We start from the raw sequence: 22,128 nt of genomic DNA, 5'->3' as shown, positions 1-22,128 counted from the left end.
ACTCACTCCGATCGAAGCCGCTCCGCTGCAATAAGTAACAGACGCAGGGCTATCTCCTGCTTGGACATGAGCGTCAGTTGCTCCACCAGACCATCCCTGTCGTAGATCTGCACCGCATTGGTATCCGTTCCGAAGCCAGCTCCTTCCATCGTCACATCATTCGCAACGAGAAGGTCACAATTTTTACGAGCAAGCTTCCCGCGTGCATTCTCCTCAAGCTGCTCCGTCTCAGCCGCAAAGCCTATCAAATATTGATGTTGCTTGTTCTGTCCCATGGTCTCCAGAATATCAACGGTCTTGACCAGCTCCAGAACAAGGGTATCGCCATGCTTTTTCATTTTGTGTGCAGCGGCCTCCTTCGGACGAAAATCCGCAACCGCCGCTGCCATAATAACAATATCACTGTCATCCCACTGCTTTTTAACCGCCTGATGCATCTCATCGGCCGATTGGACCCGCTCCGGTACGATCCCGACAGGTAATGGCGCGGTGGTATGGGCAGCGATCAGATGCACATCAGCTCCCAGCTGGCGTGCGGCACTCGCGATGGCGAAGCCCATTTTGCCAGATGAATCATTCGTGATGTATCGGACTGGATCAATTCGCTCCACTGTCCCCCCGGCAGTAACCACAACCTTACGCCCTTGCAGCGGCTTCTGTTCCAAGTCTGTGCCCTGTTGTTGCTGCTCGAAGAAACGCTCCACTACCTGCACAATGGTCTCAGGCTCCTCCAGTCGACCCTTGCCAACATAACCACAGGCCAACTGTCCTTCTCCAGGCTCAATCATCATGACGCCACGCTCTACCAGTGTCTGCATATTCTCCATGACAGCAGGATGTGTGTACATATGCACATTCATGGCCGGCGCTACCATAATCGGAGCGGTCGTCGCGAGTAATGTCGTCGTCAGCATGTCATCTGCGAGCCCAAGTGCCATTTTGCCAATGGTATTAGCCGTAGCTGGTGCCACAAGCACCAAATCTGCTGAATCAGCCAAGTCGATGTGGGATATGACTGAAGCATTTCGCTCGTCGAACGTATCTGTATAGACAGGATTTCGGGTTAACGATTGGAGTGTGAGCTCGGTGATGAACTGACGGGCCGAGTCAGTCATAATGACATGTACGCTCGCGCCCTTTTGGGTTAATTTACTGCATAGCATGGCTGCCTTATATGCCGCAATTCCCCCCGTGACACCCAGTACAATGGTTTTCCCCTTGATCATTACCAATTCCCCCTGACAGAAAAAAATAACAACCTTGCGGTTGTCAAAAAAGTAGGCTGAACGCCGATTTCTTTATCTGTATTTAAAAGCCTTCTAGTCCTCGGTACGCTCTACCCGCACATGATCATTGTAGATCTCTTCAAGCGCCACACCCACGTACTTGTGGGATTTCGGTTGCTTCAGCTCTGATTTCTCTCCCTCGCGCAGCAGACGCGCACGACGTGAAGCCGCTACGACCAGTGAGTATTTACTGTCAACTTTATTCATCATTTCATCAATGGACGGATACAACATGATAGTACACCTCTTCATGGTTAAAAGTATTTTGCTGCTATTTGCAGCTTGCTACAGCTTGTTACAGACGTACTTTGCAATGCTCGGCAGTGATAATGGATTCAATCCGCTTGCAGGCCAATTCAATCTCGTCATTTACCACAGCATAATCGTAATGCCGGATCAGATTCATCTCATCCACAGCTACGGACATGCGGTGATCAATGACCGCTGAGTTCTCTGTACCTCTTCCACGGATGCGGTCCTTGAGCTCATCCAGCGATGGTGGCAGCAGGAATACAAATATCCCCTCAGGGAAGCTTTCCTTCACCTGCAAGGCTCCCTGCACTTCAATCTCCAAGAAGATATCCTTGCCCTGATTCAATGTCTCTTCCACGAAAGCACGCGGTGTGCCATAACAGTTCCCAACATACTCAGCATGCTCAAGCAACTGACCATTCAAGATCATGGACTCGAACTCTTCGCGGGTCTTGAAGAAATAGTTGACTCCGTCCTCCTCACCCAAGCGTGGCGAGCGAGTCGTCGCCGATACGGAATACGTCAGCTCCGGAAGTCGCTTCCGAAGTGCGTTGCCTACCGTTCCTTTGCCAACCCCTGACGGGCCGGATAATACAATCAATAGTCCCTTAGCCATATTACACTCCATTTTATTCATCATTGTCATCATCTTTGGTGGATAAACGATGGGCAACCGTCTCCGGCTGCACCGCAGACAAAATGACATGGTCACTGTCTGTAATAATTACCGCTCTGGTACGACGTCCATAAGTCGCATCAATCAGCATATGCCGATCTCTGGCCTCCTGGATAATGCGCTTGATCGGCGCCGATTCCGGGCTTACGATCGAGATGATGCGATTAGCCGACACAATGTTACCAAAGCCGATATTGATCAATTTAATAGCCATAATCCGGATTTTCCCCCTATACAAGTGACTGTAGCCGACAAGCCTGCAGGAAGCTACTCAATATTCGCAGCTTGTTCACGAATCTTCTCAAGCTCCGCCTTTAATTCCACAACCCGGGTGACCAATTCCAGATGATTCGCCTTGGACCCGATGGTGTTCACTTCCCTGTTCATTTCTTGAATTAAGAAATCCAATTTACGGCCAGCGGGCTCGTCCGATGACAGAAGTCCCTTGCATTGACCAAAATGGCTTTGCAGCCGGGTCAGCTCTTCATCAATGTTACAGCGATCGGCAAATAACGCAATCTCCATGCCTAGTCTGTGCTCATCCAGCGAAAAGGAACTATCCTGCAGCTCTGCAAGCCTCTGCCGCAGCTTGATCCTATAGTCCGTCACCACCGTCGGCGACAGCTCGGCAATCTCGGCATGCAGTCCCTCCAGACGAGCAATACGGGACTGTAGGTCACGTACCAGATACTCGCCTTCCCTGCGTCGCATCGCCACCAGCCCGAGACAAGCCTCTCTGAGACCCTCGAGCAGAAGTTGGCTCCAGGCTGCATCATCCTGCTCTGCCTCCTGACCTTCAGCAGAAGTGAATATATCCGGCAGAGCCAACAGATCGCTGATACCGAGCTGCCCTTCCATGCCGTATCGGCTGGCCAGCTCTCTGGAAGCCTGAAGATAGGCCTCAACAGCCACGTGGTTCAGTCGAACAGGTCGTGTCTGTTCCTCCTCCCGCTCGCGCTGAATGAATACATCGATTCTTCCGCGCTTGACGTGCTGTTGAACCTCTTTTCTCAAGCCGTCTTCAAACCGGGTCCATTCCTTCGGAATCCGCAACGACACCTCGCAATAGCGATGATTGACGGATTTGACCTCGAAGCGTACCTTGTAGCCTCCATAATTGAGGACGGCTTGACCGTATCCGGTCATACTTAATGACATCGGCATCACATCCATTATTCTATTGTAATTGATTATTATGGACGAGACAAGGGGGCCGGACGGGCACCTGTTTTTTGCCATACATAGTCAGTCAGCTCAGCAGTCATTTCATAGAACATAAATGGCGTCATGAAGTAAATGCCGTTAAAGTGCTCCAGGGCGGTGTCCAGCAGCTCCTTGGCGATCTGAACTCCCATCGCCCTCCCCTCGCTGCCCTCCAGTCCCGACATACGCTGGCGGACCTCCTCGGACAATTGAATGCCAGGCACCTCATTGTGCAAGTATTCAGCATTCCTTCCGCTAGCGAGCGGCATAATGCCAAGGAAGATCGGCACCTCCAGATGCTTCGTCTCCTCTTTGATCTGGACGATCAGCTCTCTGTCATAGACAGGCTGTGTCATAATGTAATCCGCACCTGCAGTTATTTTCTTCTCAAGACGCTGTACAGCCTTGTTCAAATGCTTTACGTTCGGATTAAAGGCTGCTCCGACCACAAACTTGGCCTTTTGCTTAAGAGGATTACCCGAGAAGGCTACGCCGTCATTCAGCTGCTTGATCATACGAATGATCTCAAAGGAAGTCATGTCATATACGGAGCTTGAACCCGGAAGGTCCCCGAAGCGCGCAGGGTCACCCGTAACGGCAAGCACATGGTCAATGCCTAAGGCATCGAAGCCCATCATATGCGATTGCGTACCAATCAGGTTACGATCCCGACAGGCGATGTGGATCAGGGGGCGTACCCCTACTTCCGTCTGAACAAGCTGACCAAGCGCCATATTGCTCATTCGAGTCACAGCTAGTGAGTTATCTGCCATCGTCAGAGCATCCACTCCAACTGCCTTCAGCGCCTTGGCTCCCAGCATGAATTTGCGAATATCCAGATCTCTCGGTGGATCAAGCTCTACGATTACGGTATGGCGTTCCTTCACCAACTCAACAAGCGAAGGCCCCCCTGGGGGAACGACCTGCTCGGAATCTGTAGCCTTGTTCGATTCCGGCTCAACCTGAGCGAGCTCATCCACCGTAATAGTCAGCAGCTTCGGCTCTGTTGCTAGCAGCGGAGCCGTGTAGCTCTTAAGGGCGCCTGCCACCGCGTGAATATGATCAGGTGTCGTTCCGCAGCAGCCTCCGATCATGCGTGCACCCTGCTCTGCAAATGTTATTGCACATTCTGCCATATATTCAGGTGTAGCACCGTAGATATATTGTCCGTCCACATAATCTGCCAACCCTGCATTTGGATAGACCGACATAGGAATTTCCAGTGGTCCATCCAGCGTCTCCAGAACGCTCATGATACCTTTGGGTCCGGAATGACAGTTGAAGCCGAGTACATCAGCCCCCTCCTGCTTCAGGATGGAAAAAGCCTGACGAATACTGTAGCCATCCGTAGTACGGCCGATCTGATCTACACCGAATTGGCACACAACTGGCAGATTGGTATATTTACGAGCGCTCGCAAGTGCAATTCTCATTTCCTCAAGCTCGTAGAATGTCTCCATGAGCAGTCCATCCACACCCTCGGCGAGCATGGCCTCGATCTGCTGCTCATAGTTATACTGTAGCTCCTGATTCGTGATATCGGGGCGCTTCGCGCCGCGAATTGAGCCTACAGCGCCCAGCACATAATTCTCCTGTCCCGCCGCTTCGCGGGCCAATCGGATTCCTGCGCGGTTAATCTCAACTACGCTGCTCTCCAGACCATATCTGGCAAGCTTATATTGATTCGCTGAAAAGGTGTTGCTCTCCAGAACCTGAGCACCTGCTGCTACATAGCGGCGATGAACATCCGCTATAACCTCTGGCGAGCTGATGTTCAATTCCTCACAGGAGCTGCCTACCGGCACACCAAGCTGGTACAAGTAGGTTCCCATAGCCCCATCCCCAACTAGCACACCGCGGTTCCAAGCTGTTCTCAAATCCCCTCTCATGCCTTCACTCCACCCTGTCACGTTGTTTCATACTAATGTATCACAAACCGACAGCAAACATAAGACATCGAAGTGAAAAAGGACCGAGATCGCTTCGGTATTGTCCGAAATATCCCTGTCCTCTTGACTGTGTTGTCCCCTATAATATTGCCTAATTCATCGACTGCCTGAGTATGTGACTCATTTATTGTAGCTTGCCATTCACCGGGCTTAGAGCCAGCTCGTAGAATACGCCTTTCTTATTGATCTTACCAACGAGAGTTGCTTGTCCTTTGCGTGTAAATGTATACTCATTGGCCTTGACACTCACACTGTAGCCCGAGAGATCCATATTGAAGAGCTTCTTCGCAGCTGGTGAAGCTTTCGTTATAGCCTTAGCCGGAGTGTATTTCGCTTCAGCAAAAACCTTGTCAAACTCTGAGGCATTCTGCCAATCCACCTGAAACGTAGCTGCCTCATAAAGTCTACCTGTCTTGGAGCCAATTCTGACACTGTTAATCTCGTTGGCATCCTTCAATACCCAGTAGGAGCTACCGCCGCCCTCATCTCTGAATCTGGTGGCATACTGAAAGTTCACCTTGCTTCCGCTCAGCTCCTGAACGGCCTGCTTTCCACGATCTAACAGCGTCTTGGCCACCTTGCTCACAGGATAGTCAGCCGTCATTGTAATTCTGTTGTCACTAGCTACATCTACATACAGCGACGAGGCTCGCTCTCCTGAGCCCCAAAATACCCAGTAATCCTTCGGATTGTTGTCCTGATAAGGTGACTTCACACGCCAAAAGGCTTCGAACTCCAAAGGCTCTGCAGGGTTGAAGTCATGGGCGCTGCTCTTCACCTTTTGTCTTAGCGAGGCATCCAGCACCTTATCCATTGTCGAGATCTTATATCTGATAATCGTGGACTCTACCCGATTCTTGATCTTGCTATATTCAACCTGAAGCATAGCTGTTTCATTATTCAGTTGCCCTTCAACCAGCCACGTTGATCCCATATCCGAGACACTATCAAAGGTAAAAGGCTCGTCCGTCAGCTCTGCCACAGCTTTCTTCAGGCTATTCGTGACCGTAGTCGTCAAGGAACCCAGCTTTTTCTCCGTTCCGCTATCACCAACCTCGGATGCCTGCACAACGCTTTCAGTTACCTGACCAGGCACCGCCGCCAGCAGCATAATTGCAGCCAGGGATGCTGTAACCCATGTCCGTTTGCCCATCTCATGACCTCCCTTGCTGAATGACCCAAGGATATACCCTTGAATCTACTTAATTTTTTCACCCACTAAATCTATGTACGAAACAACTGAACAAAATGTTGCCCGGAATTCTTCGAAGACTACAAGAAAAGAAGGCCGATTCAGCCTCCTTTTGCCTTTATACTGCTATTATCTGTTATATATTCCCATGATATACAATGGCAGCTGGGCCCGTCATATATACACGATCGTTGTCCGTACTCCATTCAATATGCAGATCGCCACCAGCCAGACTGACCAGTGCTTCCCGATCAGCATAACCATTCATTACGGCAGCTACCAATGTCGCACACGCTCCTGTACCGCAAGCCAGTGTGGGCCCTGCACCACGCTCCCATACCCGCATATCCAGATGAGAACGATCTCGTACGGTGACGAATTCCACATTGGTCCGATTCGGGAACAGCTCATGGGACTCCAGCAGCGGCCCCCAGCGATGCAGATCAAAGTCTGGAGCATCCTCCACAAAAATCACCGCATGCGGGTTCCCCATGGATACCCCTGTAATATGAAAGGTATGCCCCTCTACCTCGACGGGCTCATTTTTGATCTGCTCCATATCCAGGGTCATCGGGATGCTTAATCCGTGGAAGACAGGAGCCCCCATGTCTACACGAACCTGATCCACCTGCCCGTCCACAACAGTAAGCTTGACATGCTGGACTCCTGCTCCGCGCGTCTCTACCGTAAGCTCTTGCTTCTCGGTATGGCCTTGATCGTACACGTACTTCGCCACACAGCGTATGGCATTGCCGCATTGCTCCGCCTCTGACCCATCGGAATTAATGATACGCATCCTGAAGTCCGCTTGCTCGGAGGGCAGTATATATACAATACCATCCGCTCCGATCCCAAAATGGCGATGGCACAAATGTTGAGCCAGCTCTGCTGCGTGCTCAGGAAGCTCCTGCTCTCCATAGATCACTATAAAATCATTTCCTAAGCCATGCATTTTTGTAAAATTCACTTTCTTCCACTCCTTCACAACGGTGCTGTCCGACTTTAAGTACGGATGGAAGAACAAATCCCCATCGTATATATATCGCTATCATAACACGATAGTAAGGTGTGGGGAACTGTCTGCTGCTTTCTGCTTTTTGGTGTCTACTATTTGCTATTCACTTATTTTACATCATGTCCTATACCACTGGACTCTAGACCAATACGCCATGAGCTGTCGGCCCATGGCGTATCCCATATATGATGCGATATTATAACGGCTAGCTTAGATCGGAGTTCGCAGATCGCGTCCCGCATAACCGCCGGCACTACGCATTCTTTGATTGCGTCGTCCACCCCAGACACTTCCTATGCCCATAAGGAAGGTAGGAATCCCTGCAGCTACGATACACAGTGCCCATTCTCTCAAGCCAAGCGGAACCGTTTTGAAGATCGGCTGCAATGACTCGGTGTACATTACAATGAGCATCAGCACGATGGATGACAGGACAGCCAGCACGAGATATTTATTTTGGAACGGATTCCGATGAAAGATCGAGCGGGAGCTTCGGCAGTCAAAGACATGAATCAACTGTGCGAGTACTAGTGTAGCAAATGCCACGGACTGGGCAAGAGCAAGCTGTGCCGGGTTCTCGGGAGCAATTCGAAGAGTTACCCAGAATGCACCGAGCGTACACAAGCCGATGAGCAACCCGCGACTGATAATTTTCCACCCCAGTCGGCGTGCAAAGATATTCTCCTTGGCCCCTCTCGGCTTGTGCTCCATCAAATCCTTCTCCGGCTGATCCACGCCCAACGCCATTGCAGGCAAGCCATCCGTCACGAGATTGACCCACAGAATCTGGATGGGTAGCAACGGCAACGGCAGTCCCGCCATCACCGCGAAAAACATCGTCAGAATCTCTCCTACATTGGAAGCAAGCAAGTAACGAATGAATTTGCGGATATTCTCATATATATTGCGCCCTTCCTCAATGGCTGCAACGATGGTGGAGAAATTATCGTCCGACAGCACCAGTGATGCCGCCTCTTTTGTCACATCCGTTCCGGTCACACCCATCGCAATTCCGATATCAGCAGCCTTGATGGCTGGTGCGTCATTCACACCATCACCGGTCATGGCGACAATATGATTATTGCGCTGCAGCGACTTGACAATTCTGAGCTTGTGCTCAGGAGATACCCTTGCATAGACAGACACCTGATCCACGGCCTTATCCAACTCATCATCACTCATGCCGCTCAGCTGGTGCCCTGTCAGCACCTGCGAAGAACGTCCCATAATACCAAGCTGCTGCGCAATGGCATGTGCCGTCGTCCCGTGATCTCCAGTGATCATGACCGTACGAATGCCTGCACGCTTACACTTCGCTATAGCATCTCTAGCCTCACGGCGCGGAGGATCAATCATACCTGTCAGACCCACGAAGATGAGCTGTGTCTCCGCTTCCTCCGCATCCGCAAGCTGCTCCTGCAATCTTACATCCCGATAAGCAATGCCAAGGACACGCAGTGCCTGCGATGCCATCTCTTCATTTGCCTTCATCACCTTGGAGCGCAAGGTCCCCGTAAGAGGAGTCTTCTGTCCATTCCATAAAATATAGGAGCAGCGCTCCAGCAGCACATCAGGAGCTCCCTTACAATACAAGGAACGGCTCCCCCCCTCATCGCGAACCAGTACAGACATCCGCTTGCGCTCAGAATCGAAGGGGAATTCCTGCTCCCGGCTGAAGGATTCCTCAAGCGAGGAACGGGTGATGCCCCCTTTGGCAGCAACCGTAATGAGCGCTCCCTCTGTAGGGTCTCCCTTCAGATCCCAGACTAGCGAATCCTGCTCCTTGTCCTTTTTCTTACCACGTGGGGAATCCAAAGGCACCTGAACAATCTCGGCATTGTTACATAAGGCTGCTCCTTTCAGCAGGAACTGTAGGGCAGGCTCACGCTGCAGGTGCACAGGTCTGTCCTCGCGCATAATTTGACCGGCAGGATCGTAGCCTTCACCGCTTACCGTAAGCGGGTTCCCGCCAAGCCATAGCTTGGTCACCGTCATTTTATTTTGAGTAAGCGTGCCTGTTTTATCTGAACAGATGATCGAGGCGCATCCTAGTGTCTCTACTGAAGGAAGCTTGCGCACAATCGCCTTGCGCTTGATCATGCGCTGGACTCCCAGTGCAAGGGCAATGGTGACGATCGCCGGAAGTCCCTCCGGAATCGCTGCTACTGCCAGACTCACTCCGGCCAGGAACATGCCAATGGCAGGCTGTCCATGCAGAATCCCGGCTACTACCACGACTACGGTAAGAGCGAGAGCGACACCAATAAGGATTTTACCGAGCTGCTCCAGCCTGTGCTGAAGTGGTGTCTCCTGTGCCTCCGTATTTTGGATTAGATCAGCGATCTTCCCCATCTCCGTAGACATGCCCGTACGAATTACGACCCCTTTGGCTGTACCTCGCGTCACCATCGTTCCCATGAAGCTTATGTTCTTCAGGTCCCCAAGTGGAACCTCCTCTGCAGCAATTAGCTGACTGCTCTTGCTTGCAGGCACCGATTCCCCGGTCAATGCAGACTCCTCTACATCAAAGCTGTTCGTCTCCAGCAGACGCACGTCAGCAGGAACTCGGTCACCACTTTCCAAAAGGATAATATCACCCGGCACCAGCTCCCTGGCAGGAACATGATGCACCTGTCCCTCCCGCAGCACCTTCGCAGATGGGGCGGACAGCTGCTTCAATGCTCTCAAGGATCGCTCTGCTCTGAACTCCTGTACGAAGCCGAGTAGTCCATTTAGCACAATAATAGCGATAATCGTAATTGCATCCAGATATTCACCCAGCAGGCCCGAGATAATGGTGGCCCCCATCAGCACCAATACCATAAAATCCTTGAACTGATTCAGCAGCAGAGTAATCGGCGAGATTTTCTTGCCCTCGCTGAGTTCGTTCCAGCCCACTTCCTTCCTTCTGAGCGCTGCTTCTTCATGCTGTATTCCACTCTTCAGATCCACTTGAAGCTGCTCTTGTAACTCCCCGACATCTAACTGATGCCACCCCGTATGATTCATCGTCTCCTGTTCCCTCCCGGTCTAATAATCCGGGCCCCGGCCCTCTGCCGGAGCCTGATGTACCAGTCGCTTCCCCATCTGACCACCTGCTGATCAGCACCAGCACTGCTCCTTCTCTAACCGTTGAAGCTACTCCTTACCTATGGCGCCGTTGGTCTGACTCCAGCCAGCGAGCCCCCAGCAATCCCATAAGTAGACAAGCCCTAGGCGCAAGCTAGCTCGGTACACACTCCAACTAGGCTTCGAAGGGTCGGACAGACTCCTAAAACTAATCTATTCGGACAGGACCCAAAATATCACAAGGCTGCCTTGATGATGTCGAGATACATTTCTGGATCATGTCCACTGGTTTATGCAAATCGCCTATATATGATAGAATCTTATGTGAGCATTTTGCATAAATCCGTCAATCGATATCCAAACCTCAATGTATAGATCGAATTGCTTATATTCGTCTATATATTGCTCTATATAGCGGTACTAATCGAATTATGCAAAATGCTAGTGTATGATAGTGTGAGATCTCATGATTGAAGACAGGAGAATAGACAATGGCATTAGATGGAATCGTTACACGTGCACTGGTTGCCGAGCTACAGAGCTACATAGGAGCACGTATTCATAAGATATACCAGCCCAATGAACGGGATATTGTGTTGAATCTGCGGGTGAATCGGGGCAATGATCGTTTGCTTCTCTCGGCTAATCCGACTTATCCACGTGTGCATCTGACTGACCGCACATTTACCAATCCGCCCGAGGCACCCATGTTCTGCATGCTGCTTCGCAAGCATTGTGAGGGTGGCTTCATCGAGCAGATTCGCCAAATTGGCATGGAGCGTATTATACACATAGATATCCGGCAACGAGATGAGCTTGGGGACATGTCCTCCAAAAGGCTAATCATTGAACTTATGGGCCGACACAGCAACATTGTGTTAGTGGACCCAGCCACAGGCACCATTCTGGACGGGATTCACCATGTTACTCCAGCCATCAGCAGCTATCGTGTTATCATGCCAGGCTTTGCCTATGTAGAGCCCCCACAGCAGCATAAATTGGACCCGTTAGCTATCGGTGAAGCAGGATTTCTGCAAGCACGCCGGGAGCAGCAGGAGGAAGAGGCTGCCCGGTGGATTGTGAATGCTTTTACAGGAATTAGCCCACTTGTCGCTTCCGAGATCGTCCTTCGAGCCTCAGACTTGCCGGGCCAACAATCAACCGCTGCTTCAGCTGTTACCACGCCTGCAAACGAGTCTTCTACCGCGCACACGTCGGGTGAGGATCGCAGCACCTCTGGGGGTACGAACACATCCTCATCTATTGCGCCAGAGCAGCTATGGCAGGCCTTTAGCGATATGATGGAGCAAGTACGTGAGCGTCACTTCACCCCTGTCTCGGGATTGCTACAGGGTTCGGACAAAATGGTCTTCTCCGCTATAAGACTTACGCTGACAGAGGAGCATCCATTCGAGTCCATCAGCGCCTGCATGGAGGATTTCTATGGTGAGAAGGCGGAGCGGGATTCTGTCAAGCAGAAGGTTAGTGATCTGCTGAGATTCCTGCAGAATGAGCGGAACAAAAACATCAAGAAGCTAGACCATCTGAACAAGGATCTCGAAGAGGCTGAGGATGCCGATCAATATCGCATATATGGTGAGCTGCTATTCGCCTCCTTGCATCAGATTAGCAAGGGAGACAAGAAGGTCACATTGATTAACTATTACGATGAGGAGCAGACTGAGCTGACCATCGATCTGGACCCGCTGCTGACGCCTTCTGACAACGCGCAGCGTTATTTCAAGAAATATAACAAGTACAAAAACAGCCTTGCTGTCATTCACGAGCAGCTTGCGAAGACACATGAGGAAATTCGATATATGGATAACCTCTTGCAGCAGCTGGCTCATGCCTCCATGAGTGATATCGACGAAATCCGTGAGGAGCTGATTCAGCAGGGCTATCTGAGGGACCGCGCCAAGAAAGGCAAGAAGAAGAAAAAAACAGATCGCCCGACGCTGCATCTGTTTACCTCTTCAGAAGGCATTGACCTGTATGTCGGCAAGAACAATCTGCAAAATGAATATGTCACGAATAGGCTTGCAGGTCCAAACGACACCTGGCTGCATACGAAGGATATTCCGGGGTCCCATGTCGTCATCCGGGCGGAGCAGTATGGAGAGGCTACTCTGGAGGAAGCTGCACAGCTCGCCGCCTACTACAGTCAAGCCAAGCAATCCAGCAGCGTTCCCGTGGACTATACACTCATTCGTCATGTCAAGAAGCCTAGCGGTGCCAAGCCCGGCTTTGTCATCTACGATAATCAGCGCACCCTGTTCATCACACCCGATGAGCAGACAATCAAGCAATTACCGGTTCGTTTGAAGCAAATGTAATTCTGAACTGAGGCTACCTAATGATAAAAGGGAACTCCTGAGCAATGACTCCAGGAGTTCCCTTTTATGTGTTTCATCGTGCTTGTCTACTTTCGCGATAACTGAACTAACGCTATTCAGACCCAGACCGCTTGTGCTGGCGCAATTGTTCAATAATATCTGTAGCCACGGTTCTACTGCCCAGATCCCCATGGAATACAACACCCTGACGCTCCCCATGGTAGTCCGAGCCAGCTGTCGGGATCAAGCCGTACTGCTCTGCCATTCTGGCATATCGCTCCTCGGCAGCCGTGTCATGATCCGCATGATACACTTCGATACCAACAGGCCTGTGTTCTTCCAGTATTGCCTCTACCAATGCATCATCCGCATAGAGCCCCGGGTGTGCCAACACCGGCACGCCACCAGCAGCCCGAATCCAGTCACAAGCTTGTCCCGGGCTTACACGTGGTACTGACACAGAGGCCGCAGCTCCCTCGGCCAAATAGCGATCAAACGCATCGCGCATATCGCTTGCGTATCCCTTGTGAACAAGTGCATCTGCAATATGTGGCCGTCCGATGCTTTCATCCGGCTCCAGCGGCCTGCCGAGCTGTGCAATGACTTCGTCCATCGTGAGCTCCACACCAAGCTCGCGTAGCTTCTCCAAGATCCGTAGATTCCGCTGCCCCCGAGTCTCCCGCAGCTCTTGCAAGCGCTGAAGCAGCAATGGGTCCAGGTAATTTACAAAATAACCAAGCACGTGGATGTCTTTTCCTTTCGCTCGCGTACTGATCTCAACGCCCGGGATGACCGTCACCCCGTGCTCCGTTCCCGCCTCAAGTGCCTCCTTGATACCCGATACGGTATCATGATCCGTGATTGCTACACCCTGTAGTCCTTTAACCTTCGCTCTTCTGATCTGCTCCGCTGGTGTGTTCATTCCGTCAGAAGCACGGGTGTGTGTATGCAGATCATAGCGTCCACTGGAATGCATCTCATGTCCAGTATCCCCAATATTAGCTACCATCGGTAATTACACCTCCTGTCGGCTGATGCTGCTCATGCTGAATTCCGGATTGACGTCGCAAATAAGACAGGAACGTCACTGCTGGAATCGGGAGCAGCATAGATTTGTGATGAATCACGTAGAATTGGCGCTGGAAGGAGATATTTGAGATTTCAATAACCTTGAGCAGCCCAAGTGCCACTTCATGCTTTACGGAGGAAGGAGACAAGAAAGTGACCCCCAGCCCCGCCTCAACAGCCGATTTGACCGCACCCGTACTGCCAAGCTCCATGATAATGTCCAGTCTGGTGGGTTCAATCTGATGCCGCGCCAACTCCTCTTCCATCACCTGTCTCGTTCCTGAGCCCTGCTCACGCAATACGAACGGATACGCGAGCACCTCCTCCAGGCGGACAACCTCCAGCTCAGCTAACGGATGTCGGGATGGTACAATCAGCTTCAACTCATCCTTCATTATCGGCTCTACAGCGATATCCGCATGCTGGACCGGAGCTTCAATCAATCCAAAGTTCAGCTGGTTTTTCAGGATATCATCCATGATCTGTGTTGTGTTCATAACCTTCATTACAATGCGAATATGCGGGAACTCCTGTCCGAAGGATCCAAGCAGACGAGGAAGTACATATTCGCCAATGGTCAGACTAGCTCCAAGCAGCAAACGTCCCTCCAGCATGCTTGTGAAGTTCGACATGGACTCGTCGGCCTCCCGCAAGAGGTCAATGCTTTTTCTGGCGTAGGGCAGCAGCGTTCTCCCGGCCTCGGTTAGCTCAATCCTCTTGCTGGAGCGCTCCAGCAGCTTGGCTCCGAAATGCTCCTCTAAGGACTGGATCTGCATAGTGACGGCTGGCTGGGTCATATGCAACGCCTGAGCTGCAGCCGAGAAGCTTCCTCGCTGAGCTACAGTATAGAAAATCTGAAGCTGATGAAAATTCAAAGCTACCGCTCCTTCCTGTGTGTTCTATTGTACCTGAAAAAGAGACCCTATCACAAAAAACAATCCTTTTCATACTGCACGCAAAGTCTTAATTGCTTATTTAAGCTAAAAAAAGAACATGCATCACGCAAGTCCACTGTGTGCTGCTAAGTAGACATGCAGAATGCTGTTCTTCGGCTCTTACTATCTGCGCTTACGATTGTTCTTGATCAGGGTCATACGCCGGGAATGACGCAGCCAGGAATAATAGGACTTCAAATCCCTCAGCTCGATCGTCTCCGACATCCGTCCCAAAAAGGTCACAATAATCATCTTGTGGAGCGGGTTACCTGCGATATCTACTTCTCCTGGCAACTCAGCAAATTCCACAACTACGACAATATCCTTATCAATTAGAAATACATCCTGCTCATTGCGGTAATAGGCAGTCATTCTGCCTTGCTTCAGACACTCCCATAACCAACGGGCAATATAATCCACATCATGCTCGCCACTGACTAAGCGATCTGAGTAGCGCATCTTGGCATGGTTCGTAATCACAATATCTGCTACTTTCTTGTCACTTACCGCGATGAAAAATGGCTCATATGTACTCCAACGTTGCATTAATTTGTCACGAATGGGTTATCCCCCCCACTAGATAGGTCTTTCTATCTAAATGTCTAACCAATATATTACATCATAAGTCCCGGTTTCACAAGCCAAAAATTCTCAATTTGCATAAAAAAACGGGACTGATCGCCTTATTTCGACGGCAAAAGGTGGTTTAAGCTTCGTGCTTATGCAGTAAATTACCCAAATAAAAAAACAGCCCGAAGGCTGTTTCTGAAAGATGCTACCATTACATTCCGTAAAAGCTGGTCTCATCCGTAGACTTGCTGTACTCGGTCTTGATCTCATTGCGGAAGGAGCGTTCGACCTTGCGTACATAGGACAGCCTCCGAATGTTTTTGAGCGTGTCCTCAGCTCGATCGGCATTCATATACATCACTACATAGTGAAGACGCTTGGATATGTAGTGCACACTTCCGTATTTCTCAAGATTTCGGGCTGCCTTGACATCGCTCACCCAGATAATATAGCCTGTCCTTTCGGCAAACATGCTTGTCCTCCTCTCCTTATGTCAGGGGTGAATCCTGCGCCGTAGCGCAGGATCTTAACCACATGAGCATTTACCACCACTGCCGCAGCCGCCTCCCTTAGGAAGGGGGTCATTGCCGGGAACCTTAATCGTATCTGATACTGAATAAGCAATCATCTCCGACATTTCATGCAGGAGCTTGTCTAGTGCCTTCTCGGCCTCCTTAAAGCGCGCAACCTCTTCGAACCGGTTGAGCTGCTCCTCAACCTCCTGTACTTCTTCTCTGGCAGCATGATAATTCGGATGGAAATGGCCAAAGCGCTCTGTCTCCTGAAAGAGCTCCTTCTTCTGCTCCAGCTTGCGCACCCATTCAGCAATGTCCGGGTTCATCTCCACACGTTGCTTCCAGTATAGATAATCCGCCACTTCGGTGGATTCATTGATCATATCGCCTAATTCATAGGCGTATATCAGCACGTCGGTCAGGTTCACCGAATCCAGTTCAACTACGTCCATGAATATTCATCTCGCTTCTATGCCTTATTTCTACAGCAGGCTGTAGACTCCTTCATCATATCACATCCGTCTAATATGCAGAAGAGCTTTTCACGAGTCAGAGAGGCAAGAGCAGCTTCATTTCTTTCCAATCTGCAGGAGACAGCACAGCGGGAGTAGAAGGCAATGCGGTCATAGCTGGACCGGATAAGTCTGAGTAGTACAATGGTTCAGATAACTCAGCCGTACGAAACATCCCTGTTACTTTCCAATCGCTCCCCCCTGTAATCGCTTCTGGCAGCCACTCCTGCCTTCCCATAGTAGTCTCCAAGCCAACTGCGCAACCCCAGCGGATTGCCTGCTCCAGCAGAGCTCTAGCTGTGGAAGCATGATAGCTCCGCCACTCCTTATACCAGGATACGGGGACAGCATCCAAGCCCGTATAGTCTCTTTCTAACTCTGGAAGCATGGTATCCGCCTCGTAGTAATGAAGCGTCCGCCCAGTATACACTAGCCCCGAACGCGATCCTGGAGAGAAGGCCGGAGCTTGCATTTCGTCCGCTCCCACTTCATGAATCACCACTCCATAGTCATCATCCTCAAGCTCTGTGAGCAGCGGGATCAGCTGTGCAGAAGTATCTTCTCCCTGTAAAGCACGACGAGGAGCCAACCCGATACTAGCCAGTCTACTGCGCACTCGCTCCTGCTCTCCTGCGGGCACAATAAAGTCCAGCTCCCCAAGCCTTTGCATGACCTTGCTTAGCTCTGGATCAGCGGCAGCTCGTTCTGCATCGTCTAGCGATTGACAGCGCAGGAGAGTGACGATCTCTAGTGAAGTTCGCGCTACAGCAGCTGTCCATTGCTCTATAGCTATCTCCACGTTTTGTGGAAGGTCTGTTGCACTGTAATCCCTCAGGAATGACATCAGACCAGAAGAGGTCATGCCGCCTTCAATGGCTTCCGCTATTCGGTCCCTACTCAGTCGATATACGCACATCGCACCATAGCTAATTGGCTCAGCACAGCATTCCAACCGCCAACGAGTATGCAGTCCAACCTCTGGTGGCACCAGCACCTCAAAATCTGGTTGAATAAAGAAGCTCCCCTGATCTGTTTTCGCGGATGAGACTTCTTCATACCTGTGACCGATTGTATGGCGCCAGCGAAACGCCAAATCGCCATCAGCTGTTAACCCCACATCCATGAAGCCAAAATCAGCTAGAGCCAGCATCCATTGCTTTGCCTTGTCTGTGAGCAATTCTACTCCATCCTGGTGAAGGCCTACCCTGCTCATCCATTTCTCCAAAGGAGACCAAGCATACCACTGACCATCTGTGAAGCTATCCGTCTGTAAAAGCTGTCGCATATGCTGCATGACAGCGTCAGCTGCACCATAACGCTCCATCACGACAATCATGAGCTGCTTCTCTGCCTCTCCCGTAGTCAATCGAAGCCAGCTTGCCAGCCTACGCTCATCCAACTCATATGCACCCGTCTTCTTGTCCAGCAACCCCAGGCTGAGTAACACATCCAGAAGTACGGCAGTATGTACAGGATATAGCTCCTGATGCGCGTATTGAAGCCCCAATCCTTGCAGACCATCTGGCTTAAATGGAGACATCTCTGCCAGCTTGCCGAGCACACGCTTATGGACCGTCCCCTTGGCAGTTAAAGGCACGCCAGCAGGTGTCATGCGAGCTAGCACGTGAAGCAGGCGATAGATAACAGCCTCCGTCGCTTCCGCAATGACCATTTCTGGCTGAGCTGTCCGTTGGATAGTAGACTCCTCCCGCTGAAGCATCGCAGCATAGAGCATTTCAAGTCGTTCGGCAGGAATATAGAGCAGTCGCTCCCCCCACGTCTTAACCACCGCCTTGAGCCATCCCTTGCGCCGCAATCCTGCAATTGCCGCTCTAGCCTCGGCTCCGCTTAGACGTCCTTTCATGCAGAGTAGCGGGTCCTGTTCATTCATAGGCTGCCCTGCAAATGCACGGAAGCATGCCATGAGTACAGCCTTCTCCCGTTCCGTACAGGCAACTTCTGCTGCTGGCTGGGCTGCAGGGTCATTCTGACGCATGTCTATGCCTCCTTTCGACTATCATGGTGTATAGCATATTCATAGCCCTGCTCGATCAAAAAGAGCTGTCTACGAGCCGCGAATTCACTCTCCTTGCTATCTGCTGTGACAAGTGCATAGAAATAAGCACGGTTATCCTCCGCCTTGGGACGCAAAATGCGCCCTAATCGCTGGGCCTCCTCTTGTCTGGAGCCATAGCTACCCGAGACTTCAATCGCCAGAGCGGCGTCTGGTAAATCCACAGCAAAATTCGCCACCTTCGAGACAATAATTGTATTCAGCTCTCCTGTACGGAAGGCTTCGAACAACCGGACACGTTCAGACTGCGCCATGGACCCGCTAATGAGAGGTGCTCCAAGCTCTCTGGACAACGTCTTAAGCTGGTCAAGGTACTGCCCAATGACGATGGCCGGTTTGCCAGCATGCTGCTTCAGTAATGACCGTACCATGTCCAGCTTGGCTGGATTCTCGGCAGCAATTCTGTAACGATCCTTTCCTTCTGCCAGAATGTACTGCTGGGCACATGGCTCCGTCATCGGAATACGAACTTCCACACACTCCACCTTGGCAATCCAGCCTTGTGCCTCCAGCTGCTTCCAAGGCATGTCATAGCGTTTGGGACCGACAAGCGAGAAGACGTCGCGTTCGCAGCCATCCTCCCGTACGAGAGTAGCTGTCAATCCTAATCTTCTGGTGGCCTGAATGTCTGCGGTAGCACGGAATACTGGAGCTGGGAGCAAATGCACCTCATCATAAATAATCAATCCCCAATCCCGTTCACTGAGCAGCTTCATATGCTCAAATGCAGCTTCCTTGGAGCGGCGGTGCGTAAGAATCTGATAAGTCGCTACCGTTACAGGACGGACCTGCTTGCGTTGCCCAGAATACTCACCAATCTGATCACTTGGAATATCCGTCTTGTTCTTCAATTCATCCATCCACTGTCGTACTGAGGTCGTGTTCGAAGTTAATATGAGCGCTTCGCATTGCAGTTGTTCCAGCACCGCCATCCCGATCACGGTCTTTCCGGCACCACAGGGAAGGACCAGCACACCGTTCCCTCCGTTGCCTCCGGCACCACCCGTTCCAGCGAAAGCTTCTGCAGCTTGCTTCTGATAGTCTCTGAGCTCAAGTGTTCCTCCTTCTCCACCCAGTTGAAAAGAAAGACTGGTCCCCTCGTGGTACCCCACCAGATCCTGAACAGGATACCCCAGACGTGTAAGCTCTTGCTTTAGCAGCCCACGATATTGCAAGGGGACAATTGCACAGGACGGACCAGCATGACTTGATGAGTCCGAGCTAGACCACTCTAGCTGATAACGCTCCAGGTCCTGACGCTCCTTGATGAAGCTGTATATCTTCGGATCATTACATTGCAGCAGTATCTCTCCCGAGACTCCCTGCTTCAATATCAACTGCCCATAACGTGATATGTAATTCCTGATGTCCTCCTGCAGCAATATGGGAATCTCCCATCTGGAGAAGGCATTTAGACTTTCAAGGACCCTGTCAGCTGTCCACCCCATAGATGCTGCGTGCCATAGAGACAACGGAGTGATCCGGTAGGTATGGAACGTAACAGGGCTCTTGACAAGCTCCGCGTAGACCTGTAGCTGACTTCGTGCCTCATCTGATGCCGATAGCCCCATCTCAAGCAATACTGTGAAGTCACGCTGCACGATGCAAGGCTTATCCTCCCTCATATGTACCTCCTGTGAACAATAAAATATTGACCTATTTGTTAAGAAGCAGTATCCCGACAACCTTGCGGTATCGCCAATCATAAACAAGAAGCCCAACCTGAGGATCAGGTTGAACTTCCGTGGCTACCGCATGTGTGATGATGGGTACATTTGTCTTAATGGAAATGCTGCTCCGAAATTTTACTCAATGCTTCTCCTGCATTATCCGCAAAAATATCACGGACTGCCAGGTCACCAATAGAGACAATGCCAATCAGACGGTCTCCCTCTGTAACGGGAACACGACGTATCGCTTGATCCGCCATGAGCTCCGCAGCTTCATCTACTGTCATGTCCTGAGAGGCGGTACGAATTCCCGTAGTCATTACGCGTTCCACGCTTGCAGAGCCGGGATGCTTGTCTGCATAACCACGGATGACCAGATCTCGGTCTGTCACCACACCTACCAATCGGCGTCCTGCATCACTGTCGACGACAGGAATAAATCCGGTATCATGATCACGCATCTTCACAGCCACCTCAAAAATATCATCGTTCGGCGTCGCTGTTACACAATCCTTTGTCATTACTTCTTGAATTTTCTTCATAAGGGATACCCTCCTTTCGTTCAGTAGCGTATCCATTTGATCATGAAGTCATTCGTGCTTATTAATATACTCTCTTGCAAAGCTTTTAGCCATCGCTATGAACAGCCGGACCCCGCCCAGCAAGACATCCTCATCAAAATCGAACTTGGGATGATGATGCGGAAAAGAAGCCCCCTTGTCCGGGTTGCCTGCTCCAACAAACATGAAGCAGCCGGGCAGCTGCTGTAAATAATAAGCAAAATCCTCAGCAGGCATAATCTTGGGTGTCTCCTGCACCTGCTCGGCACCAAATATGGACGTGGCCTCGTGGAAGAAACGCGCAGCTTCCTCTTTATTATTTACCACTGGCGGATAGCCCATAATATATTTAATTTCAGCCTTTGTATTATAGGCTGCTGTGATCTGCTCTGTTAGGCTATGCAGCCTTTCTTTCATCAAGGCTCGAGTATGCTCATCGAACGTCCGCACCGTTCCGCTCAGCTGACAGCGCTCAGCAATTACATTTTGCGCAGCACCGCCCAGAATCGTACCGATGGTCAGCACTCCAGGCTGCAGCGGATCAATAGAACGACTGACGATGCTTTGAAGCTGCATGACGAGTGCTGCTCCGGCCACTACCGTATCATTCGTGTGCTGGGGCATGCCGCCATGACCGCCTTTTCCATGAATATCAATATAAAAATCATCCGCCGCCGCCATCATAGCCCCCGCACAGCTAGCCACTGTTCCCTTAGGTAACGGAGTCCACAGATGAATTCCATAGATGGCATCTACACCGTCGAGCGCGCCATCCTTAATAACCTGCAGCGCCCCGCCAGGAAGCAGCTCCTCGGCAGGCTGGAACAGGCAACGGATCTCGCCTGCCAGCTCATGACGATGCTGTGCAAAGTAACGAGCTGTCCCCAGCAGCATAGCTGTATGTCCATCATGTCCGCATGCGTGCATCGCTCCGTCCACGGTTGAACGGTACTCGCAGTCCTTCTCATCCTGAATCGGCAGAGCATCCATATCGGCTCGAAGCATTACGACAGGCCCTGGTCGGTCCCCACGAATGATCCCGATCACTCCGTGTCCCCCGACATGCTCGCGCACTTCAACCCCCCACTCCCGCAGATGTGTTACCACAAAAGCTGCTGTCCTGCTTTCGTGAAAAGACACCTCAGGATGTCTGTGCAAATGTCTTCGCCAACTGACCATCTGCTCCTGCAAACCCTCAAAGCCCGCTAGTTCTGTCATGCTACGTTCCTCCTTGATCCACTCTTCC

General features: G+C 51.1%; 19 protein-coding genes. 1 reads left to right on the top strand and 18 read right to left on the bottom strand.

The annotated features are described in order from the left end of the window. Positions 1-2: 2 nt before the first annotated feature. The 9 genes from coaBC to K331_RS0101630 form a co-directional block, all read right to left on the bottom strand. Positions 3-1,226: a bifunctional phosphopantothenoylcysteine decarboxylase/phosphopantothenate--cysteine ligase CoaBC gene (coaBC, locus tag K331_RS0101670; protein WP_028588929.1), complete on the bottom strand. Its 1,224-nt coding sequence runs from the start codon at positions 1,224-1,226 to the stop codon at positions 3-5. 93 nt (positions 1,227-1,319) lie between these two features. Beyond that, entirely contained in the window at positions 1,320-1,520 is a 201-nt protein-coding gene (rpoZ, locus tag K331_RS0101665) for a DNA-directed RNA polymerase subunit omega (protein WP_018887548.1), read from the bottom strand. 61 nt (positions 1,521-1,581) lie between these two features. Next, a complete protein-coding gene (gene gmk / locus K331_RS0101660; protein WP_018887547.1) occupies positions 1,582-2,154 on the bottom strand; it encodes a guanylate kinase in 573 nt (190 codons plus the stop codon). Between the two features lie 13 nt (positions 2,155-2,167). Continuing rightward, complete coding sequence (remA, locus tag K331_RS0101655) at positions 2,168-2,428, bottom strand: extracellular matrix/biofilm regulator RemA (RefSeq protein WP_005548256.1); 261 nt, start codon at positions 2,426-2,428, stop codon at positions 2,168-2,170. Between the two features lie 53 nt (positions 2,429-2,481). Beyond that, positions 2,482-3,372, bottom strand: a complete 891-nt coding sequence (locus K331_RS0101650; protein WP_028588928.1) for a YicC/YloC family endoribonuclease — start codon at positions 3,370-3,372, stop codon at positions 2,482-2,484. Positions 3,373-3,407: 35 nt separating this feature from the next. After that, entirely contained in the window at positions 3,408-5,306 is a 1,899-nt protein-coding gene (locus tag K331_RS0101645) for a bifunctional homocysteine S-methyltransferase/methylenetetrahydrofolate reductase (RefSeq protein ID WP_028588927.1), read from the bottom strand. 184 nt (positions 5,307-5,490) lie between these two features. Then, positions 5,491-6,519: a hypothetical protein gene (locus K331_RS0101640; RefSeq protein WP_028588926.1), complete on the bottom strand. Its 1,029-nt coding sequence runs from the start codon at positions 6,517-6,519 to the stop codon at positions 5,491-5,493. A 175-nt stretch (positions 6,520-6,694) separates the two neighbouring features. Further along, positions 6,695-7,525, bottom strand: a complete 831-nt coding sequence (dapF, locus tag K331_RS0101635) for a diaminopimelate epimerase (protein ID WP_028588925.1) — start codon at positions 7,523-7,525, stop codon at positions 6,695-6,697. A gap of 258 nt (positions 7,526-7,783) precedes the next feature. After that, entirely contained in the window at positions 7,784-10,582 is a 2,799-nt protein-coding gene (locus tag K331_RS0101630; RefSeq protein ID WP_028588924.1) for a calcium-translocating P-type ATPase, SERCA-type, read from the bottom strand. Positions 10,583-11,133: 551 nt separating this feature from the next. Here K331_RS0101630 and K331_RS0101625 point away from each other — a divergent pair. Continuing rightward, positions 11,134-12,978, top strand: coding sequence for an Rqc2 family fibronectin-binding protein (locus tag K331_RS0101625; protein WP_028588923.1), 1,845 nt, complete (start codon positions 11,134-11,136; stop codon positions 12,976-12,978). 112 nt (positions 12,979-13,090) lie between these two features. Here the strand turns inward: K331_RS0101625 and K331_RS0101620 are convergent, their stop codons facing one another. The 9 genes from K331_RS0101620 to K331_RS0101580 all read right to left on the bottom strand — a co-directional run bounded on the left by K331_RS0101620 (position 13,091) and on the right by K331_RS0101580 (position 22,100). After that, on the bottom strand, positions 13,091-13,987 hold the full coding sequence (locus K331_RS0101620) for a PHP domain-containing protein (protein WP_084165300.1): 897 nt from the start codon (positions 13,985-13,987) through the stop codon (positions 13,091-13,093). Continuing rightward, positions 13,977-14,921, bottom strand: a complete 945-nt coding sequence (locus tag K331_RS28700; protein WP_036633887.1) for a selenium metabolism-associated LysR family transcriptional regulator — start codon at positions 14,919-14,921, stop codon at positions 13,977-13,979. The genes K331_RS0101620 and K331_RS28700 overlap by 11 nt, the downstream gene beginning before the upstream one ends. Before the next feature lie 183 nt (positions 14,922-15,104). After that, complete coding sequence (locus K331_RS0101610; protein WP_028588921.1) at positions 15,105-15,542, bottom strand: hypothetical protein; 438 nt, start codon at positions 15,540-15,542, stop codon at positions 15,105-15,107. A gap of 220 nt (positions 15,543-15,762) precedes the next feature. Next, positions 15,763-16,023 carry a YlbG family protein gene (locus tag K331_RS0101605; RefSeq protein WP_018887536.1) on the bottom strand — a complete coding sequence of 87 codons (261 nt, stop codon included), beginning with the start codon at positions 16,021-16,023 and terminating at the stop codon, positions 15,763-15,765. A 54-nt stretch (positions 16,024-16,077) separates the two neighbouring features. Beyond that, on the bottom strand, positions 16,078-16,518 hold the full coding sequence (locus K331_RS0101600; protein WP_028588920.1) for a YlbF family regulator: 441 nt from the start codon (positions 16,516-16,518) through the stop codon (positions 16,078-16,080). 97 nt (positions 16,519-16,615) lie between these two features. Further along, complete coding sequence (locus tag K331_RS28695) at positions 16,616-18,574, bottom strand: helicase-associated domain-containing protein (protein WP_051289534.1); 1,959 nt, start codon at positions 18,572-18,574, stop codon at positions 16,616-16,618. A gap of 2 nt (positions 18,575-18,576) precedes the next feature. Further along, positions 18,577-20,277, bottom strand: a complete 1,701-nt coding sequence (locus K331_RS0101590; RefSeq protein WP_028588919.1) for a DNA repair helicase XPB — start codon at positions 20,275-20,277, stop codon at positions 18,577-18,579. A 155-nt stretch (positions 20,278-20,432) separates the two neighbouring features. After that, the gene (locus K331_RS0101585; protein WP_018887532.1) at positions 20,433-20,864 is read right to left on the bottom strand and encodes a CBS domain-containing protein; all 432 of its coding nucleotides are present in this window, start codon (positions 20,862-20,864) and stop codon (positions 20,433-20,435) included. Between the two features lie 48 nt (positions 20,865-20,912). Next, positions 20,913-22,100, bottom strand: a complete 1,188-nt coding sequence (locus tag K331_RS0101580; RefSeq protein WP_028588918.1) for a M20 metallopeptidase family protein — start codon at positions 22,098-22,100, stop codon at positions 20,913-20,915. Positions 22,101-22,128: the final 28 nt, after the last annotated feature.

It is taken from the genome of Paenibacillus massiliensis subsp. panacisoli DSM 21345, assembly GCF_000426545.1.
GTDB classification, from domain to species: Bacteria; Bacillota; Bacilli; order Paenibacillales; family Paenibacillaceae; genus Paenibacillus; species Paenibacillus panacisoli.
This window is presented reverse-complemented; position numbering and strand designations above follow the sequence as displayed.

What these genes read in the sequence shown, in the direction of transcription:
- K331_RS0101620 (WP_084165300.1), bottom strand. Translation starts at nt 13,987, where the DNA reads ATGGTAGCTAATATTGGGGATACTGGACATGAGATGCATTCCAGTGGA.
- K331_RS0101630 (WP_028588924.1), bottom strand. Translation starts at nt 10,582, where the DNA reads ATGAATCATACGGGGTGGCATCAGTTAGATGTCGGGGAGTTACAAGAG.
- rpoZ (WP_018887548.1), bottom strand. Translation starts at nt 1,520, where the DNA reads ATGTTGTATCCGTCCATTGATGAAATGATGAATAAAGTTGACAGTAAA.
- gmk (WP_018887547.1), bottom strand. Translation starts at nt 2,154, where the DNA reads ATGGCTAAGGGACTATTGATTGTATTATCCGGCCCGTCAGGGGTTGGC.
- coaBC (WP_028588929.1), bottom strand. Translation starts at nt 1,226, where the DNA reads ATGATCAAGGGGAAAACCATTGTACTGGGTGTCACGGGGGGAATTGCG.
- K331_RS0101585 (WP_018887532.1), bottom strand. Translation starts at nt 20,864, where the DNA reads ATGAAGAAAATTCAAGAAGTAATGACAAAGGATTGTGTAACAGCGACG.
- K331_RS0101590 (WP_028588919.1), bottom strand. Translation starts at nt 20,277, where the DNA reads ATGAGGGAGGATAAGCCTTGCATCGTGCAGCGTGACTTCACAGTATTG.
- K331_RS0101580 (WP_028588918.1), bottom strand. Translation starts at nt 22,100, where the DNA reads ATGACAGAACTAGCGGGCTTTGAGGGTTTGCAGGAGCAGATGGTCAGT.
- K331_RS0101645 (WP_028588927.1), bottom strand. Translation starts at nt 5,306, where the DNA reads ATGAGAGGGGATTTGAGAACAGCTTGGAACCGCGGTGTGCTAGTTGGG.
- K331_RS0101605 (WP_018887536.1), bottom strand. Translation starts at nt 16,023, where the DNA reads ATGTTTGCCGAAAGGACAGGCTATATTATCTGGGTGAGCGATGTCAAG.
- remA (WP_005548256.1), bottom strand. Translation starts at nt 2,428, where the DNA reads ATGGCTATTAAATTGATCAATATCGGCTTTGGTAACATTGTGTCGGCT.
- K331_RS28695 (WP_051289534.1), bottom strand. Translation starts at nt 18,574, where the DNA reads ATGCGTCAGAATGACCCTGCAGCCCAGCCAGCAGCAGAAGTTGCCTGT.
- K331_RS0101650 (WP_028588928.1), bottom strand. Translation starts at nt 3,372, where the DNA reads ATGTCATTAAGTATGACCGGATACGGTCAAGCCGTCCTCAATTATGGA.
- K331_RS0101600 (WP_028588920.1), bottom strand. Translation starts at nt 16,518, where the DNA reads ATGGACGTAGTTGAACTGGATTCGGTGAACCTGACCGACGTGCTGATA.
- K331_RS0101640 (WP_028588926.1), bottom strand. Translation starts at nt 6,519, where the DNA reads ATGGGCAAACGGACATGGGTTACAGCATCCCTGGCTGCAATTATGCTG.
- K331_RS0101625 (WP_028588923.1), top strand. Translation starts at nt 11,134, where the DNA reads ATGGCATTAGATGGAATCGTTACACGTGCACTGGTTGCCGAGCTACAG.